The organism is Actinoalloteichus sp. GBA129-24 (assembly GCF_001941645.1).
Taxonomy (GTDB): domain Bacteria; phylum Actinomycetota; class Actinomycetes; order Mycobacteriales; family Pseudonocardiaceae; genus Actinoalloteichus_A; species Actinoalloteichus_A fjordicus.
The window spans coordinates 778,350-794,574 of sequence record NZ_CP016077.1 but is presented as its reverse complement, the minus strand read 5'-3'; the positions used below and the strand labels follow the sequence as shown (position 1 = coordinate 794,574).

Below are 16,225 nucleotides of genomic sequence, written 5' to 3'. Positions count from 1 at the left end.
CGCGCCGCCGTGTGGGCGGCCCATCGAGCGGAGAGTGCGAGGTCACACCGGCCCGGCGGCGGGCGGGGAGTCGGCGGGCGGGTCCGGGGGCGGCGCGTCGGCGGGCCGGGAGTCGCCGGGCCCCGCCGAGGAAGCGGGTGCGGAGTCGGCAGCGGCGCCTGCGGTCGGCGCGGAGCGGTCCGTCGCCTGTGTGAGGTCTGCCCGGCGGGTCGGTTCCGGCGCGGCGGCGGCCGAAGCGGTCGACGACGAAGCCGCCTGCGCCGTGCCGTCACCCCGCCGAGGAGCCGGGTCGAGGCCCTGTGCGGCGAGCAGTCTGCCGAGGTCGTTCTCCAGCCCGGACAGCCGAGCCGCGATGACGACGTCGCTCGACCGCTGTGCCCCTTCGCGGGAGGAGGAGATGAACCAGGAGGACATGCCCGCCGTGACCACGCCGAGCAGGGAGATGCCCACCAGCATGAGCGCCGCGGCGACGAGCTGACCGACGTCGGACACCGGGTAGACGTCGCCGTAGCCCACGGTGGTGACCGTGGTGATCGCCCACCACAGCGCGTCGGCGACGGTGTGGATGTTCGAGCCGGGCACGAAGCGCTCGGCCTCGAGGACGGCCAGGGAGCCGACGACCACGAGCACGACCACCGCGAAGACCACGGCCTGACCGGCTCGCAGCACCCCGGCCTTACGGCTCAGCAGCAGCTGGCCCGCCGCGAACACCCGCAGGACCCGAAGCGGGCGGAGCACCGGCAGCACGACGACCAGAACATCAACCGGATGGGTGAGCAGGAAGCGGAGGGGATGCTCGGACAGGGTGCAGCGCACGATCAGGTCGGCGAGGAACACCAGCCAGATCAGCAGGTTCGCGACGCCGAGGGCGACCTGCGACCACCGAGGCGCGCCCAGCCACACGACCTGGACGGCGAAGACGGCGAGGAACAGCAGGGCCAGCACGGTCAGCACCGGCGCGGAGACCCGCTCATACCGCTGCAACCTGCTCATACCGGCCGAGTATCCGGCCCGTCAGCTGCCCGGCAACACGACCGGATCAGTCCGGCGCTGCCGGGTGGCGACGGCGCTGCGGCCGCTGTGCGGAGTCTGTCCTCGGTCCCGCTTCGTCGCGAGCGCGGCTCCGTCGTGAGCGCGGAGCAGCGTGGATGAGCTGCACGGCGACCGGAGGGAGTCAGGAACGGAGTCATGGTGATCGACGACGACGCCCGCAGATGATCCCCCGCTCAACAGGACAGCGGGGATCAAAGCCGGGGTCTCAGATCCGAAGGTCGGCACATCGGCAGGCGGGATCGGCCGGGCCCTCTCCCCCGCCCCGGTATCCGTCCGTTCTCACGGACCGCCCTCGCCCGCTCGCCCGGGCCCGTACCGACCAGGCGTGCCTCGGGGCGAGGCCGGAAGAAAATCAGCTGACCGACGCCGCGCGACGATAGATCATCAGACCCGTGGAACACCGGATTCGCGCCGCCTACGACGACGAGACCATCGTCGTCTACCAGGCGTATTCGCCCCGAGTCGCCCGGCCCGCGCTGGCGGCGGGCACCTTCGTCGCTCCGTTCTCTCGGAGCCGGATGACCTGGATCAAGCCGTCGTTCCTGTGGATGATGTACCGGAGCGGCTGGGCGACGAAGCCCGACCAGGAGGTCGTCCTCGCGATCACTCTGCGGCGGTCCGGCTTCGAGTGGGCACTGCGCAACTCCTGCCCGAGTTCGTTTCGCGCGGGCGTCGACGCCGATCGCGCGGCCTGGCGGGCCAGGCTCGCGGCGAGTCCGGTGCGAGTCCAGTGGGACCCCGATCGCGATCTCCACCTGGCGCGACTGGATCGGCGAGCCGTGCAGATCGGTCTGATCGGGGCGGCGGTTCCCCGGTATGTCGACGAGTGGATCGTCTCGCTCAGGGACGTGACCCCCACGGCCAGGGAGATCCACCGGCTGGTCGGGGCGGGCGATCACGCGGCAGCCGAGGCGCTACTGCCCGAGGAACGTCCGTACTGCGCGGACTGGGACGTCTAGGGCGGCGGATCGCAGGCCGAGTGTGCCGGGCTCACACCCCTGAACTGCGGCGGAAGACCCTGGAATAGAGGCGGTCGACGTCCACGGGAACCGGCACCGGTGCCGAGGTCACGATCGCCGGGTTGTCGGCGTCGATGATCACGCGAGTCACGTACCCGCCGTCGACCAACTCCCCGCAGACGACGGTCGGCGGCTCGCCCACCGTCGGCTCGACGCGCCAGTAGTAGGGCACCCCCGCCTCCGCGTAGGCGGCGGGCTTGGACATCCGGTCCTGCCTGCGGGTGCGCGGCGAGACGATCTCCACGACGAGGGAGACGTCCGAGGCCACGACCTTCGTCGCGCCGTCCTGCGGTGCACGGATGACAGCGAGGTCCGGGATGAATCCCATGCCGGGCGCGAGCCGGACGCCGATGGCGCTGATCACCATGAGGTCGGGCCGGTCGTGCTCCCAGAGCGCATCGTCGACGAGTCGTCTGATCTCGTCGCTGAACGCCTGATGACTGAGCGCCGGAGCGGGGGTCACGTGCAGCCTGCCGCCGATCAGCTCGATCCTCGGGCCCTCTGGATCGTGCTCCAGGCCCTCCCAGTCACCAAGAGAGTACGGATCATCATGATGCGAAAGAGCACTACTCACGGTAGTCACCTCCTCACGCAGGCGTCCGTCGGTCTAGGTCCAGTGTCCCACGGTCCCCGCAGGCGACAAGCCTGCCGCCGGGCTCAATCCTCACGAATGCACAGGCCCGGGTGCAGCTCGAGGCGCGAGAGGCCGTTCCACGCCAGGTTCACCAGGTGCGCGGCGACCTCGTCCTTCGGCGGCGTCCGCACCTCCAGCCACCACTGGCCGGTCAGCGCCACCATGCCGACGAGCGCCTGGCTGTAGAGCGCGGCCAGGGCGGTGTCATAGCCCCTGGCGCCGAACTGCTCGCCGAAGATGTCCTCGACCTGGCTGGCGATGTCGTTGAGCAGGCTGGAGAAAGTGCCGGTCGCGCTGGCGACCGGCGAGTCACGCACCAGGATGCGGAATCCGTCGCTGGAGTCCTGGATGTAGTCGAGCAGCGCCCCGGCCGCCTGTTCGAGCAGTTCCTTGGGATGGCCTGCCGAGAGTGCCGAGACGATGCGGTCGAGGAGCTGCTCCATCTCGCGGTCCACCACGACCGCGTAGATGCCCTCCTTGCCGCCGAAGTGCTCATAGACGACCGGCTTGCTGACGCCTGCCCGATGAGCGATCTCCTCGATGGAGGCCGCCTCGAAGCCCTTCTCCGCGAACAGCTCCCGGCCCACGTCGAGGAGCTGCCGCCGTCGTTCCTTGCCCGTCATCCGCACTCTGGCGGGGCGCGGCGGTCTCGCCACCGCTTCCGACCCGGTCTGCACCCGCGCTCGTCGCCCCGACATCTGGTTCAGCCTAAGGGGTGGCCCGGCAGCCTCGTGGGAGGTCAGAGCATCTGGCCTGCGGACCGACTCGATCATTCCTCGTTCGCCGAGATCCTGGCGAGCCGCTGGGTGGTGGGCCAGCGCACCTTCGTCGCCCAGCCGAACTTCTCGAAGATCCAGATGAGCCGGGCGGTGATGTCGATCTGACCGCGCTGGACGCCGTGGCGCGCGCAGGTCGGGTCGGCGTGGTGCAGGTTGTGCCACGACTCGCCGAAGGACAGGATCGCCAGCGGCCAGAAGTTCGCCGACTTGTCCCTGGCCTGGAACGGGCGCTCGCCGACCATGTGACAGATCGAGTTCACCGACCAGGTCACGTGGTGCAGCAGTCCGACCCGGACGAGTCCCGCCCAGAAGAAGGCGGTGAACGCGCCCCAGAAGGACCAGGTGATCAGACCGCCGAGCACGCCGGGGAGCAGGAGGCTCACCACGGTCCACAGGCCGAACTGACGCTGCACCCTGGCGATGTCGGGATCGGCCAGCAGGTCGGGGGTGAACCGCTGCGTGTTGGTCAGGTCACGCTCGAACAGCCAGCCCATGTGGGCGTGCCAGAACCCCTTGGCCAGGGCCACCGGGGACGTGCCGAACATCCACGGCGAGTGCGGGTCGCCCTCCTTGTCGGAGAACGCGTGGTGCCTGCGGTGATCGGCGACCCAGGTGATCACCGGGCCCTGCAGCGCCATGCTGCCCGCGATGGCGAGGCCGATGCGCAGCGGCCGATTCGCCTTGAACGAGCCGTGCGTGAAGTACCGGTGGAAGCCCGCGGTGATCCCCAGGCCCGAGATGACGAAGAACGCGGCGCCGAGGCCGACGTCCACCCAGCTCAGCCCCCAGCCCCAGGCGAAGGGGACCGCGGCGAACAAGGCGAGGAAAGGAAGGATCACGAAGACGTAGATGCCGAACTGCGCGGAATCGCGTCGTCGCCCGGAGATCACCGGCTTCGGTGATCGGCCTCGTTCGGTCCTAGGGGCATCGAGCGTACTCGTCATGGGCGTCCCTCATCACATCGGCGAAGCGGTCGAAGTGCACCGAAGTTACGGCTACGGAACCGTAACCTACGCCAGCGTAGGTTACGGCGGACACCTTGGCCAGTCCCGGCGGCCAGATCGGATTACCCGCTGGTCGGCCGTCCGAACAGACCTGAATCAGCTTCGTAATCGGGTCCCGACTCGGCGAGGCGGTTCGGGCCGTCACGGCCGCGTTTTCGACCAACGACGCGGACGGCGACGGCAGGTCTCCAGACCCGATGACGTCACGCCGACGACCCGACGAGGACGAGCCGACGAACCCGTCCGGCCGTGGGCGCCGGACCCGTCGTCGCTTCGGCTCCGATTCGCCGGTCTCGCCGAGAACCCGACGAGACCGGCCAGGAAAGAGGAGACGTTCGGGCAGCCGCCATGACCGGCGGACCCCGGTCATGTCACCATGTACGGGCGCGACTTCATGTCGTGACGCCGTGCACGACGCCCCGTCGTGCGGTCCGCCGTGGTGTAACGGCAGCACCTCGGATTTTGGTTCCGATAGTCCAGGTTCGAATCCTGGCGGCGGAGCGTCGCAGGTCGGTGCCCGACCTGCATCAGACGCCCAAGGGAGCACTCGGCACCGTCGAAGTACTCGGCAGGGGATGGCCGCCAGGGGGTGTAGAGCACTGCACAGGGAGTCGGTCGGACAGCGAGATGTCTCGCCTGAGCCCAGCGAGCGATCCGATGCCTGGCTGATCGCGCGTGCCCATGAGCTGATCGTCGCCTCGCAGGTCAACGATCAGCAGCAGCAGTTCTCCACGGCCGACGAGATCAACGAGCTTCTCGACGAAGGACGTCGACGGGGCGAGCCGAGCCTGGTCGCCCAGCTCCTCAGAGCCTCGGCCGTCATCCGCCTGGTCACCAAGGGACACGTCGAACTGGCGGACCCACTGCTCGACGAGCTGATCTCCCACTCCCGGCGCCACGGGCTGACGGTGATGGAGGCCGACGGCCGCGCGCTGCTGGCCCGCCGGATGATACTGGTGAACAACCACGAGGTCACCCTCGACGAGACCGCCAAGGCCCTGGCGATGCTCAACGGCAAGCTCTCCCCCGATCCGCTGATGGGCCGACGCGCGTGGGAACGGCAGGTGTCGCTGGCGCTACAGGACATCGCCCTGGTGCTCACCCAACTCGGGGTCTACGAGATGGCCGACGAGGAGATGACGCGGGCCGACGAGTTCATCCGCAGCAGCGGCGGACCGCATCAGATCTCGGTGCATCTGATCAATCGGACCAGGATGCTGGTGGGCTGGGGCCTCCGGCTGGAGCGGGCCGATCGGATGGACGACGCGGCCGGGCGGTTCGCCCTCGCCTCGGCCATCGCGGTCTCGGTGGAGACCCCGTGGCGAGACTCGCTGCATCCCAGGAGTCATCGCGATCAGCTCGCCGCCGACCAGGTGCCCGTGGTCGGCTCCGCGCACGCCCTGGCCAAGCCCGGCGGCGAACACGTCCCCCGACTCGACAAGCTCCTCCAACGGTCGCGTTACCCGCGCGAGCTGCTGATCACCTCGCTGGCGCTGTCCCGCTGCCTCGAACACGACGGCGACCACGACGAGGCGCTGGAGGTGCTCCGGCACGCCCGCCGCGAGATGGTCGGCGACCCGTCGGAGCCGCCGTTGCAGCTCTCGCTGATCAGGGAGTTCGCCCGGCTCTGCGGCCCGGACGACGGACCGGCGGCGACCACCGCGCTGAGCCAGTACAACGCGGCGCTGGAGAGCGAGCTGTGGATGCTGCGCGAGGTGCGGATGGCCACGCTGATCTCCCGCCGGGATCACGAACGGCTTCGCAGGCAGCACGGGGACATCACCCGGCAGGCGCTCCAGGACCCGCTCACCGGCCTGGCCAATCGGCGCGCGCTCGACGAGCGGATGGACCTGCTCATCGTCGATTCCGACGCGCATCCGCTGTCGGTGGCACTCTGCGATCTCGACGGCTTCAAGGGTGTCAACGATCGCTGTTCGCACGCCGAGGGCGACGACGTTCTGCGCGTCGTTGCCAGCACGCTGCGCGACACCCTCCGAGCGGGCGACGTCGTCGCGCGCTACGGCGGCGACGAGTTCGTCGTCCTCATGCCCGCCACGACGCTCGGCGATGCCGAGGCGGCGCTGGGGCGGGCGGTGGAGGCCGTGCGCGAACTGCCGCAGGACCTGTCGCGGGGCGTCACGCTGTCGGTCGGAGTCGTGGCCGTCACACATCAAGAGGGCAGCGGGCACGCCCTCACCCGTGCGGACGCCGCGATGTATCAGGCGAAGCGCGGGGGCGGCAGTCGGGTATTCGCCCAGCGTCCGACGGTCTCGCTCGGGTTCGAGGACGTCGTGGAACCCGACACGCCCTCCTGACCAGCGACGCCGACCACGCTCGCCGAATCCCCTCCTTCGCGTCGGGGCAGCCGGGAGCACTCCGGAACAGCCCTTAGGATCGGCAGCATCCGTGCCGAGCACGAGCCTGCCTCTGTGCCTGGTCCGGCCGTCGCCGATTCAGGGAGTCCGGTCGCGCCCTCGCCGCTGCCCGTCAACGGGATCTGCGGGGAACGACGACGAGACTCCAGGAACCCGGGCGGCCGGAACCTACCCACGGTGACCTATTCAGCGCGGAAGGGAAGCACTGATGCTCCAGGGCGGCCCAGCCCCCCGAGCCTCCTCCGGCGAGTCCACCGGCCCGATCAGCACCGTCATCCTCGCGGCGGGTGAAGGCACCCGCATGAGATCCGCGACGCCGAAGGTGCTGCATCGAATCGCCGGACGTGCCTTGGTGGAGCACGCGGTACACGCGGCATCCGGCCTCGACCCCGACCACCTCGTCGTGGTCGTCGGACACGGCAGAGAGCAGGTGACCGACCATCTCGACGCGGTCGGTCACCGCATCGGCAGACCGCTCACCACCGCCGTGCAAGACGAGCAGAAGGGCACCGGCCACGCCGTGAGCTGCGCGCTCGCGGAGCTGCCTGCGGGGCTCACCGGAACCGTCCTCGTGAGCTACGGCGACGTGCCACTGCTGGACACCGACACCCTCGCCGCCCTGCTCGCCGAGCACTCGGCGGCGGGCAACGCGGTGACGGTGCTCACCGCCGAGCTGCCGGACCCGACCGGTTACGGCCGAGTTCTCCGGGACGCCGACGGCGCGGTGACCGGCATCGTGGAGCACAAGGACGCGACCGAAAGCCAGCGCGAGATCACCGAGGTCAACTCGGGCGTCTACGCCTTCGACGCGGCAGTGCTGCGCGACGGACTCGGCAGGCTGCGGACCGACAACGTCCAGGGCGAGCTGTACCTGACCGACGTGCTCGCCATCGCGCGCGGGGACGGCGGCCGGGTGGGCGCGTCGACCTGTGTGGATCGCTGGCTGGTCGAGGGGGTGAACGACCGCGTGCAGCTGGCCCGGCTGGGAGCCGAGCTGAACCGCAGGCTGGTGGAGGGCTGGATGCGCGCAGGCGTCACCGTCGTCGACCCGGCCTCGGTATGGCTGGACATCGACGTCGAGCTGGCCAGGGACGTGCTGTTGGAGCCCGGCGTCCGGCTGCGCGGCACCACCTCGGTCGGCGAGGGCGCGACCGTCGGCCCGGACACCGACCTCACCGACACGGTGATCGGGGCGGGCGCCTCGGTCGTGCGGACCCACGGCACGCAGGCCCAGATCGCCGAGAACGCCTCGGTCGGCCCGTTCGCCTACCTGCGACCCGGCGCCCGGCTCGGCGCGGGCGGCAAGATCGGCACCTTCGTCGAGGTGAAGAACTCCGACATCGGCGCGGGCAGCAAGGTCCCGCACCTGAGCTACGTGGGCGACGCCACCATCGGCGAGCACAGCAACATCGGCGCGGCCAGCGTGTTCGTCAACTACGACGGCATCGCCAAGCACCGCAGCGTGGTGGGCTCCCACGTCCGCACCGGCTCGGACAACATGTTCGTCGCGCCCATCACCGTCGGCGACGGTGCTTACACGGGCGCGGGAACGGTGCTGCGGCGGGACGTGCCGCCCGGTGCGCTCGCCGTCTCCGGCAGCCCGCAACGCAACATCGAGGACTGGGTGACCCGGCGCAGGCCGGGCACCCCCGCCGCCGACGCCGCAGCACGGGCGAGGGCCCCGGAGACCAGCCGTGATTCCGCGCAGGACGAGACCGGGGAGCGAACATGAGCCCGAAACCAGGAACGCCGAAGAAGAACCTCATGCTGTTCAGCGGGCGGGCGTACCCGGAGCTGGCCGACGAGGTCGCCAAGTACCTCAACGTCTCGGTGACCCCGCAGTCGGCATACGACTTCGCGAGCGGCGAGATCTTCGTGCGCTTCGAGGAGTCGGTGCGGGGTTCCGACGCCTTCGTGCTCCAGAGCCACACCGCGCCCATCAACCAGTGGGTGATGGAGCAGCTGATCATGGTGGACGCCCTGAAGCGGGCGAGCGCCAAGCGCATCACCGTGATCATGCCGTTCTACCCCTATGCGCGGCAGGACAAGAAGCACCGGGGACGTGAGCCGATCTCGGCGCGGCTGATCGCGGACCTGTTCAAGACCGCGGGCGCGGACCGGATCATGACGATGGATCTGCACACCGCGCAGATCCAGGGGTTCTTCGACGGACCGGTGGACCACCTCCTGGCGCAGAACCTGTTGGCGGAGCACGTCGCGACGACCTACGCGGACGAGGAGATCACCGTGGTCTCGCCGGACGCCGGACGGGTTCGTCTCGCGGAGAAGTGGGCGGACCAGCTCGGCGGCAGGCCGATCGCCTTCATCCACAAGACCCGGGACCCGTTCAAGCCCAACCAGGCGGTGGCCAACCGGATCGTCGGCGAGGTCAAGGGCAGGCTCTGCGTCGTCATCGACGACATGATCGACACCGGTGGGACGATCGTGAAGGCGGTGGACGCGCTGCTGGAGGCGGGCGCCTCCGGCGTGGTGATCGCCGCGACGCACGGCGTGCTCTCGTCGCCCGCGACCGAGCGGCTCGCAGGCTGCGGAGCCCGCGAGGTCGTGTTCACCAACACGCTGCCGATCCCCGACGAGAAGCGGTTCCCGACCATGACCGTGCTCTCCATCGCCCCGCTGCTGGCGCGGGCGATCCAGGCCGTCTTCGAGGACGACTCGGTGACCAGTCTGTTCGGCGGCAACGCCTGACGGAACGGCGCGACACGAAAGCGGGCGGGGCGGTCCTCTTCAGGACCGCCCCGCCCGTCTTTCGATCCGGCAGCCGTCAGCCCGAGAAGGCGCCGATGATCTGGTTGACCGAGATCACCGCGAACAACAGCACGCACAGTCCGAGCAGCGTGTTCGACAGCCAGCGCGAGCGATACCTGGCATCGAGGGACTTCGAGTTGAGCAGCACCAGTAGCGTCCCGGCGAGGAAGGGCATGAACAACGCCCCGAGGACGCCGTAGACGATGACGAGCTGGAACGGCTGGTCCAGGAACAACAACGTCATCGGCGGGAAGGTCAGCCAGAGCAGGTAGCCCTTGTAGATCGGGGTGCGGGCGCCCGCGTACTGGTCGTAGTGCCGCTCGTCGTCGACCTTCTCGCTCTCGTGCTTCCCGAGACGCCAGACCCGCCACCAGTCGCTGACCAGCAGGCTGACGCCGTTCCAGACGCCGATCACGGAGCTGAAGGCCACGGCGAAGAAGCCGACCAGGAACGGGATGCGCGCCCACTGGCCGTAGTCGTCGGCGAGGACGTCGGCCAGCGTCAGCAGCCCGCCGTCTCCCGACCGGAGGTCCATGCCTGCCAGCAGCTCGGCACCGACGATGAGCATCGAGGCCACGAAGACGCCGGTGGTGATGTAGCCGACGGTGTTGTCGAAGCGCATCATGCCGAGCCACTTCGGCGTCCGCCAGCCCTTGGCCATCGTCCAGTAGCCGTACGAGGCCATCGTGATCGTGCCGCCGACGCCGCCGATCAGGCCGAGCACGTAGATCAGGGAGTCTTCAGGGAGCCGGGGCAGCAGTCCGCCTGCCAGCGCGGTCATGTTCGGCACCACCAGGATCGCGGTGCCGACCACGGTGACGAACATGATGCCGACGAAGATCGTCATGATCCGCTCGAGCAGCGCATAGCGGCCGAACCACACGATCGCCAGGCCGAGGGCGCCGCAGATCATTCCCCAGTACCGCACGTCGAGTACCGGGAACAACGCGTTGAGCGGCAGGGCCGAGGCCGACATCGCCGTAGCCCCGTACACGAAGCCCCAGATGGCGGCGTAGATGCCGAAGTACCCCAGTGCCCAGCGGCCGAGCTGACGCCATCCGGAGAGGATCGTGCGCCCGGACGTCACATGCCATCTCCCGGTCGCCTCGGCGAGCGCGATCTTGAAGATCGTGCCGACGATGACCGCCCAGAAGAGGACGTATCCGAACCTCGCCCCCGCGACCAGGGTCGCGACGAGGTCCCCGGCCCCCACGCCGGTCGCCGCGGCCATGATGCCGGGCCCGACCTGGCGCAGTCGCGCCCGCCAACCCTGTGGCGGGACGGCCTCTAGTGGTTCGACGTCTGCTGACATAGGGAGAAATTAACCGTCGGCACACGGTGAGTCCACAATGATCACCGAGCGTGCTGACACGGCCCACTGCGCCCCTGGCGGGCGGCCCTCCCGGTGTGGTCGTCGACGCCACCGCCACGGGCGGCAGGCAGGCGGCGTCGGCACCGAGTGCGCCTCGGGGGCGTACCGGGGGCCCGCGGGGGCGGGGCTCGCACCGTAGGGGTCGTGACCTGCGGCGTCTCCTCATCTCGGGGCGGCGCACCGCTCCGCCGCGATCCGCTCTCCCCTGGCCTGCCTCCCCGGGCCGGTCTCGCGGAGCCCGACGGCACCGGGTCCGATGTCAGAGCCGCCGATCCGTCGTTCTCTCGATCTCGGCGGCGCCACGTTCGTACCCACTAAGGTGTGAGCAGGCCGCTCCGCGCCGTGATGCGTTCGCGCCCCCGGCGCGACCGTCGGCACCCCGAGTACCGGGCCGTGAACGGTCGGCCTACACTATTCAGGTTGCCTCGGCGAGGCCGGGTTCTTCACCTGGCGTGATTGACGCGGCGGTTGATTCGGCCGCATTGTGTCTCGTTTCGCGCGCCTCACCGCCGCAGCCGCCCACCGTCTCACGTCACCCGATGTCGCAAGGAGTGCAATCCCGTGTCCCAGGTACGTCTTGCCGCTGAAACGCGCACCGAGTTCGGCAAGGGTGCCGCCCGCCGCACCCGTCGCGCGGGAAAGATCCCGGCCGTCCTCTACGGTCACGGCTCCGACCCCAAGCACCTGTCGCTGCCCGCGCTGGAGTTCGCCAGGGTGGTCCGCGAGCACGGCCGTAACGCGGTGCTCTCGCTGGACTTCGCAGGCGGCACGCCCGAGCTGGCGCTGACCAAGACCGTCACGGTCCACCCGCTGAAGAACTACATCGAGCACGTCGACCTGCTGCTCGTCCAGCGCGGCGAGAAGGTCAGCATCGAGGTCCCCGTCATCGTCAACGGTGACGCAGGCCCCGGCACCCTGGTCAACCAGGACGTGACCGTGATCGAGGTCGCCGCCGACGCCCTGAACATCCCGGAGCAGTTCGAGGTCTCCGTCGAAGGCGCCACCGAGGGCACGCACGTGCTCGCGTCCCAGGTCGCGCTGCCCGCCGGTGTCGAGCTGGTCACGGACCCGGAGACGCTGATCGTGTCCGTCAACGCGGCCCCGACCGCAGCGCAGATGGACGCCGAGGCTCCCGAGGCAGCCGAGGGCGCCGAGGAGAACGGCGAGGCATCGGAGAGCTGATCCGAGCCGACGCGGCGCATGCGTAACGCGCGGCGTCGACCGGTGGGCGAGCCACCCGAGGAAGTTCGCGTCGACGAGGGCGGCACACTCCAGCGCGAGTGTGCCGCCCTCGTCCCGTCGAGGGGACCGGCATGGAACTGACCGCAGCGCAGGTCCGCGAAGTCACCTTCGCGCGAGCAGACCTGCTCCGGCGCGGCTATCACGTCGGCGAGGTGGACGCCTTCCTCGAGCAGGTCGCCCGCACGCTGGAAGGTCGGCCGCAGGAGGGGCGGGAGAGCCTCACCTCTGCCGAGGTCGAGACCGTCACGTTCTCGCGGTCGCCCTGGGGCACCCGCGGCTATCACGAAGACGATGTCGACGCGTTCCTGGACCGTGTGCAGCAGACCCTCGCGGCCCGAGCCGGAGAGAAGAAGTCAGTGGATCAACAGCAGCTCGCCCTCGTCGTCGGGTTGGGCAACCCCGGACCCTCGTATGCGGGCAACCGCCACAACATCGGATTCATGGTGCTCGACGAGCTGGCCACCAGGGTCGGCGGGAAGTTCAAGAGCCACAAGAGCTCGGCCGAACTCGTGGAGGGCAGGCTCGCGGGCCGCCGGGCGGCGCTGGCCAAGCCGAAGTCCTACATGAACCTCTCCGGCGGCGCCGTCGCGGGCGCGGTCCGGTTCTTCAAGATCCCGCCCGCCTCGGTGATCGTGGTGCACGACGAGTTGGACCTGCCGTTCGGCACGGTGCGGATGAAGCTCGGCGGCGGCGACAACGGCCACAACGGCCTGCGCTCGATCACCTCCTCACTCGGCACCAAGGACTACCTGCGCGTGCGCTGCGGCATCGGCAGGCCGCCCGGCCGGATGGACCCGGCGGCGTTCGTGCTGCGCGACTTCTCCACGGTGGAGCGCAAGGAACTGCCCTTCTTCGTGGACCACTCCGCCGACGCGGTCGAGGCCCTGATGACCGAGGGACTCGAAGCGGCGCAGAACCGGTTTCATACGCGCTGAGCGGTGGGGCGGGGTGGCGGGTCAGAACACACAGTCTCCCTTGGGTATCACACCGTTCGCTCGATAGTAGACACGAGAGACGACCGGAGATTCGGCCTTGAGCCGCTCAGCCAACCGCCGACTCTTCTCGATCCAGACATTCTCCGCCTCACGGGAAGCGAACCCGGCGGTCGAGAAGTCCGCCCGGTCGAAGGCATCTTGATACTCCTGATCCCAGGCCCGCAGCTCCCGCATTCAAGAAGAGCAAACAACAGGTCGACGATCTGTTCTTCACGGATTCCAACGGAACGGAAATCCCTGATTCTAGCTGGGTCATGAATATGCCCGAGCCCTCCCACGCGAGCCGCCCTTCTCCAGCCAGACCAATCGCCCGTTCCGCAGTCTGCTCATTCGGACCACCGTGGCCGGGCCGACGTGCACACCGCGTCCCCGCAGCTCGGCGATCCACTCCTGGTAACGCTCAGCCGGATCGACATTCTCGGTATCGGTCTGAAGCCCAGCCGGTCCGGTGCGCTCAGACCGGTCTCGATCGGCGCTGCTCAGGTCGACAGGCCCGGTCGAGTCCACCGGCCCCGAGCCCATGCCCCGCGATCGCCCGGCAGTAGGCAGCCCAGAATGCCGGCCGCCACGCGGGCCAGGCCACCGGGTATCGACACGTGCACCGATCACTCCGGGTTCGTGAGCTTCCGGATTGCGCGAGCGATGCGGATGACTTGCAGTGATCGGCACACCGTCATCGGCGAGGCCGCGCTGCACCTGCGAGTCGGTGACGCCGACGGCCTGATCAGCTTCGCCACCTCATCGAGATGGCGAGACTGCCGAGACGGCACCGCCTGAGACACCGTCGGCAGCGAAGGCGCTATCGGTCGCCCTGAAATTACGAATCGGAGAATCCCACGGCCGCAGCCACCCTGCGCCCTGGCCAGTGCACAGCGGGGAGATACGAGGGGCGTGCGTTCATGAGATCTCCTGATGGGCGTCGGCGAGATCGGTGCGGTAATCGGTTATCCACCGCTGAGATCCGAACCGACGGATCATCGCAAAGGCCATGCGCATCGACGTATCACGTATCGCCAGGGCGATCGGGTGCGCGGAGCCCGCCTTCTGCGCCCCGCGCCTACGGCCCACGGCTGCGATCCGCTCAACCCGATCGCGGCGGGCCCGTTCGTAGGCCGCCAGCGCCGCGGGTGCTCCGCCGTGGACGCGCACCTGGCGAGCTAGTTCGAGGGCATCCTCGAAGGCCAGAGATGCGCCTTGCCCGCTGGAGGGGGAGACAGCGTGTGCTGCGTCTCCGAGGAGCCCAGCTCGGCCCCGGTGCCAGCGGGGCAGGGAAAGGAGGTCGTAGGTTCCCTTCGGCCGGAACTGACCGAGATCGGCTGCCTCCATGATCCGAGTGAGCTCAACTAGATCGCCATCGAACAGCTCGAATGCGTGCGCCCGCCACGTCTCATCGCCCTGCGCTGCGATCTCCTCGACGCTGCGCTCACTGTTCCCGAGGTTCGCGAACCAGAAGGTGCGTCCGTCGGGCTCGCACTGATAGCCGAAGAACGCCCGGGCACCGAAGACCATGCGGACCGTCTCATGCGGCGTCGCAGGGATGTCCACCGCGGGGACGAATCCGCCGATCCCCAGGAGGCCGGTGTAGGTGGGCTGCGGCGCATCGGGACTGAGCGTCTGGCGCACTGCGGAGTGGATGCCATCGGCACCGAGCAGCAGATCGCCTGCGGCGCTGGTGTCGTCGGTGAATGTGGCGGTGACCTGGTCGCCGTCGTCGGTATAGCTTCGCAGCCGTTTGGTGTACTCGAAGCTCACCCCCTGCTCGATCGCTGCGTCAGTGACCACGCGCTGCAGGGCCGCACGGGTGATCGTCACGCTACGCAGTTCCGGAGCCAACTGAGATTCATCCCCGAGCAGACCGAGGCGGCGTCCGTTGCCGTTGACGAACTCGGTACGAGTGGTGGCGAAGCTGGCGGCAGCACGAACCCGTTCCACCATCCCGACGGCCCGCAGGGCGGCCAGACCGTTGGGTGCCACAGTGAGAAAGGCACCGAGCTGATCCGCCGGACCCGCATGGGCTTCATGGACGATCGGCTCCGCCCCGACCCGAGCCAGGGCAGCCGCAGCGACCGGTCCCGCCACCCCTCCGCCGATGATCAATGCCGTGGTCGCACGATCGATAGTCATAATATGACTATACATAGAATGGCGAGGGCGGCCAACCCTCCGACGCGCAGCAGGAAAGCAGGAGTGCCGATGACCTCGCGGGCTCGACGCCGATCACCGCTGTCAGTGCAGGTGTTGCAGCTGCTCGATGAGGAGCCGATGCACGCCTACCGCATGCAACGTCTGATCGCCGATCGGCAGAAGGATCGGATCGTCAACATCGCTCAGCGCAACAGCATCTATCAGACATTGGACGGGTTGCTGCGCGAGGAGTTGATCGAGGTGCATCGGGTCGAGCAGGAACCAGGCCGTCCCGAACGCACCGTCTACCGACTCACCGAGTCCGGCCGCACCACTCTCGATGCGTGGCTGCGCACCATGCTGAGCGCACCCGCCCGGGAGTTCCCGGAGTTCCCGGTCGCGATCGCAGCGTTGCCCAGCCTCACACCGGAACTCGCGATCGAACTGCTGGCCGAACGGGTGCGTACGCTCCAGGAGAAGCTGAACCGGGCCGACGACGAAGCCGCCGCAGCGGAACGGTTGGGCCTGCCGAGGCTGCTCTTTCTCGAGCACGAATACCTGCGTACCCTCACCGAGGCCGAGCTGCGATGGGTCGAGGAGGTACTGGACGACCTGCGCGCCGGCCGCCTCACCTGGGACCGCCAGTGGCTGGCCGAGGTCAATCACCGGTTGAGTCAGGGATGACCGGGCGCTGTCGATGTGGGTGATGCCAGCGCGGTCGTGCAGGTGGATCATCAGCAGATTTCGACCGGCGAGAACACGATCTTGTGCCGGCGAAGACCTCGTAAGCTCGATGATCGCCAGATCTGCCACCGTCGTGGACCGCAGCACCTCGGGCTGAGCCGTTCGTACCCCTACC

The 16,225-nt window shown here is 68.9% G+C and carries 15 protein-coding genes, 1 tRNA gene and 1 pseudogene; 10 read left to right on the top strand and 7 right to left on the bottom strand.

Annotated elements, in window-relative coordinates; translation table 11 throughout:
- Positions 1–42 precede the first annotated feature (42 nt).
- Positions 43–993, bottom strand: a complete 951-nt coding sequence (locus tag UA75_RS03770; protein ID WP_075738923.1) for a potassium channel family protein — start codon at positions 991–993, stop codon at positions 43–45.
- A 452-nt stretch (positions 994–1,445) separates the two neighbouring features.
- Between UA75_RS03770 and UA75_RS03765 the strand changes: the two genes are divergently transcribed.
- Positions 1,446–2,012, top strand: a complete 567-nt coding sequence (locus UA75_RS03765) for a DUF4291 domain-containing protein (RefSeq protein WP_075738921.1) — start codon at positions 1,446–1,448, stop codon at positions 2,010–2,012.
- 31 nt (positions 2,013–2,043) lie between these two features.
- Here the strand turns inward: UA75_RS03765 and UA75_RS03760 are convergent, their stop codons facing one another.
- The 3 genes from UA75_RS03760 to UA75_RS03750 form a co-directional block, all read right to left on the bottom strand.
- Positions 2,044–2,646: a Uma2 family endonuclease gene (locus UA75_RS03760; RefSeq protein ID WP_075738919.1), complete on the bottom strand. Its 603-nt coding sequence runs from the start codon at positions 2,644–2,646 to the stop codon at positions 2,044–2,046.
- Positions 2,647–2,729: 83 nt separating this feature from the next.
- Positions 2,730–3,329: a TetR/AcrR family transcriptional regulator gene (locus tag UA75_RS03755; RefSeq protein WP_075738917.1), complete on the bottom strand. Its 600-nt coding sequence runs from the start codon at positions 3,327–3,329 to the stop codon at positions 2,730–2,732.
- Between the two features lie 146 nt (positions 3,330–3,475).
- Positions 3,476–4,429, bottom strand: coding sequence for an acyl-CoA desaturase (locus UA75_RS03750; protein WP_075738915.1), 954 nt, complete (start codon positions 4,427–4,429; stop codon positions 3,476–3,478).
- A 490-nt stretch (positions 4,430–4,919) separates the two neighbouring features.
- On the opposite strand from UA75_RS03750, the gene UA75_RS03745 reads away from it, so the two are divergent.
- The 4 genes from UA75_RS03745 (at position 4,920) to UA75_RS03730 (ending at position 9,573) form a co-directional block, all read left to right on the top strand.
- Positions 4,920–4,990 (top strand) — tRNA-Gln (locus UA75_RS03745).
- A gap of 74 nt (positions 4,991–5,064) precedes the next feature.
- Positions 5,065–6,804 carry a GGDEF domain-containing protein gene (locus UA75_RS03740; RefSeq protein ID WP_075738913.1) on the top strand — a complete coding sequence of 580 codons (1,740 nt, stop codon included), beginning with the start codon at positions 5,065–5,067 and terminating at the stop codon, positions 6,802–6,804.
- Between the two features lie 268 nt (positions 6,805–7,072).
- Positions 7,073–8,596, top strand: coding sequence for a bifunctional UDP-N-acetylglucosamine diphosphorylase/glucosamine-1-phosphate N-acetyltransferase GlmU (glmU, locus tag UA75_RS03735; protein ID WP_075738911.1), 1,524 nt, complete (start codon positions 7,073–7,075; stop codon positions 8,594–8,596).
- Positions 8,593–9,573 carry a ribose-phosphate diphosphokinase gene (locus UA75_RS03730; protein ID WP_075738909.1) on the top strand — a complete coding sequence of 327 codons (981 nt, stop codon included), beginning with the start codon at positions 8,593–8,595 and terminating at the stop codon, positions 9,571–9,573. The genes glmU and UA75_RS03730 overlap by 4 nt, the downstream gene beginning before the upstream one ends.
- Positions 9,574–9,649: 76 nt before the next feature.
- On the opposite strand, the gene UA75_RS03725 is transcribed toward UA75_RS03730, so the two are convergent.
- A complete protein-coding gene (locus UA75_RS03725; RefSeq protein WP_075738907.1) occupies positions 9,650–10,945 on the bottom strand; it encodes an Nramp family divalent metal transporter in 1,296 nt (431 codons plus the stop codon).
- Between the two features lie 621 nt (positions 10,946–11,566).
- On the opposite strand from UA75_RS03725, the gene UA75_RS03720 reads away from it, so the two are divergent.
- The 3 genes and pseudogenes from UA75_RS03720 (at position 11,567) to pth (ending at position 13,182) form a co-directional block, all read left to right on the top strand.
- Entirely contained in the window at positions 11,567–12,187 is a 621-nt protein-coding gene (locus tag UA75_RS03720) for a 50S ribosomal protein L25/general stress protein Ctc (RefSeq protein ID WP_075738905.1), read from the top strand.
- Between the two features lie 131 nt (positions 12,188–12,318).
- Positions 12,319–12,564, top strand: a pseudogene (locus UA75_RS35020) (DivIVA domain-containing protein); the annotation flags it as partial.
- 39 nt (positions 12,565–12,603) lie between these two features.
- On the top strand, positions 12,604–13,182 hold the full coding sequence (gene pth, locus UA75_RS03705) for an aminoacyl-tRNA hydrolase (RefSeq protein ID WP_075743361.1): 579 nt from the start codon (positions 12,604–12,606) through the stop codon (positions 13,180–13,182).
- A 21-nt stretch (positions 13,183–13,203) separates the two neighbouring features.
- On the opposite strand, the gene UA75_RS03700 is transcribed toward pth, so the two are convergent.
- Complete coding sequence (locus UA75_RS03700; protein WP_075738903.1) at positions 13,204–13,416, bottom strand: hypothetical protein; 213 nt, start codon at positions 13,414–13,416, stop codon at positions 13,204–13,206.
- A 474-nt stretch (positions 13,417–13,890) separates the two neighbouring features.
- Here UA75_RS03700 and UA75_RS34870 point away from each other — a divergent pair, with 474 nt between their 5' ends.
- Positions 13,891–14,019, top strand: coding sequence for a hypothetical protein (locus UA75_RS34870; RefSeq protein ID WP_257787497.1), 129 nt, complete (start codon positions 13,891–13,893; stop codon positions 14,017–14,019).
- 120 nt (positions 14,020–14,139) lie between these two features.
- Here UA75_RS34870 and UA75_RS03690 read toward each other — a convergent pair whose 3' ends face one another.
- On the bottom strand, positions 14,140–15,366 hold the full coding sequence (locus tag UA75_RS03690; protein ID WP_075738899.1) for an FAD-dependent oxidoreductase: 1,227 nt from the start codon (positions 15,364–15,366) through the stop codon (positions 14,140–14,142).
- 69 nt (positions 15,367–15,435) lie between these two features.
- On the opposite strand from UA75_RS03690, the gene UA75_RS03685 reads away from it, so the two are divergent.
- Complete coding sequence (locus UA75_RS03685; RefSeq protein ID WP_075738897.1) at positions 15,436–16,050, top strand: PadR family transcriptional regulator; 615 nt, start codon at positions 15,436–15,438, stop codon at positions 16,048–16,050.
- Positions 16,051–16,225 lie beyond the last annotated feature (175 nt).

Excerpts from the sequence above, each read along its gene's own strand:
- UA75_RS03730 (WP_075738909.1), top strand. The coding sequence starts at position 8,593 with ATGAGCCCGAAACCAGGAACGCCGAAGAAGAACCTCATGCTGTTCAGC.
- UA75_RS03725 (WP_075738907.1), bottom strand. The coding sequence starts at position 10,945 with ATGTCAGCAGACGTCGAACCACTAGAGGCCGTCCCGCCACAGGGTTGG.
- UA75_RS34870 (WP_257787497.1), top strand. The coding sequence starts at position 13,891 with ATGACTTGCAGTGATCGGCACACCGTCATCGGCGAGGCCGCGCTGCAC.
- UA75_RS03750 (WP_075738915.1), bottom strand. The coding sequence starts at position 4,429 with ATGACGAGTACGCTCGATGCCCCTAGGACCGAACGAGGCCGATCACCG.
- UA75_RS03770 (WP_075738923.1), bottom strand. The coding sequence starts at position 993 with ATGAGCAGGTTGCAGCGGTATGAGCGGGTCTCCGCGCCGGTGCTGACC.
- UA75_RS03740 (WP_075738913.1), top strand. The coding sequence starts at position 5,065 with ATGGCCGCCAGGGGGTGTAGAGCACTGCACAGGGAGTCGGTCGGACAG.
- glmU (WP_075738911.1), top strand. The coding sequence starts at position 7,073 with ATGCTCCAGGGCGGCCCAGCCCCCCGAGCCTCCTCCGGCGAGTCCACC.
- UA75_RS03690 (WP_075738899.1), bottom strand. The coding sequence starts at position 15,366 with ATGACTATCGATCGTGCGACCACGGCATTGATCATCGGCGGAGGGGTG.
- UA75_RS03755 (WP_075738917.1), bottom strand. The coding sequence starts at position 3,329 with ATGACGGGCAAGGAACGACGGCGGCAGCTCCTCGACGTGGGCCGGGAG.
- UA75_RS03685 (WP_075738897.1), top strand. The coding sequence starts at position 15,436 with ATGACCTCGCGGGCTCGACGCCGATCACCGCTGTCAGTGCAGGTGTTG.
- UA75_RS03700 (WP_075738903.1), bottom strand. The coding sequence starts at position 13,416 with ATGCGGGAGCTGCGGGCCTGGGATCAGGAGTATCAAGATGCCTTCGAC.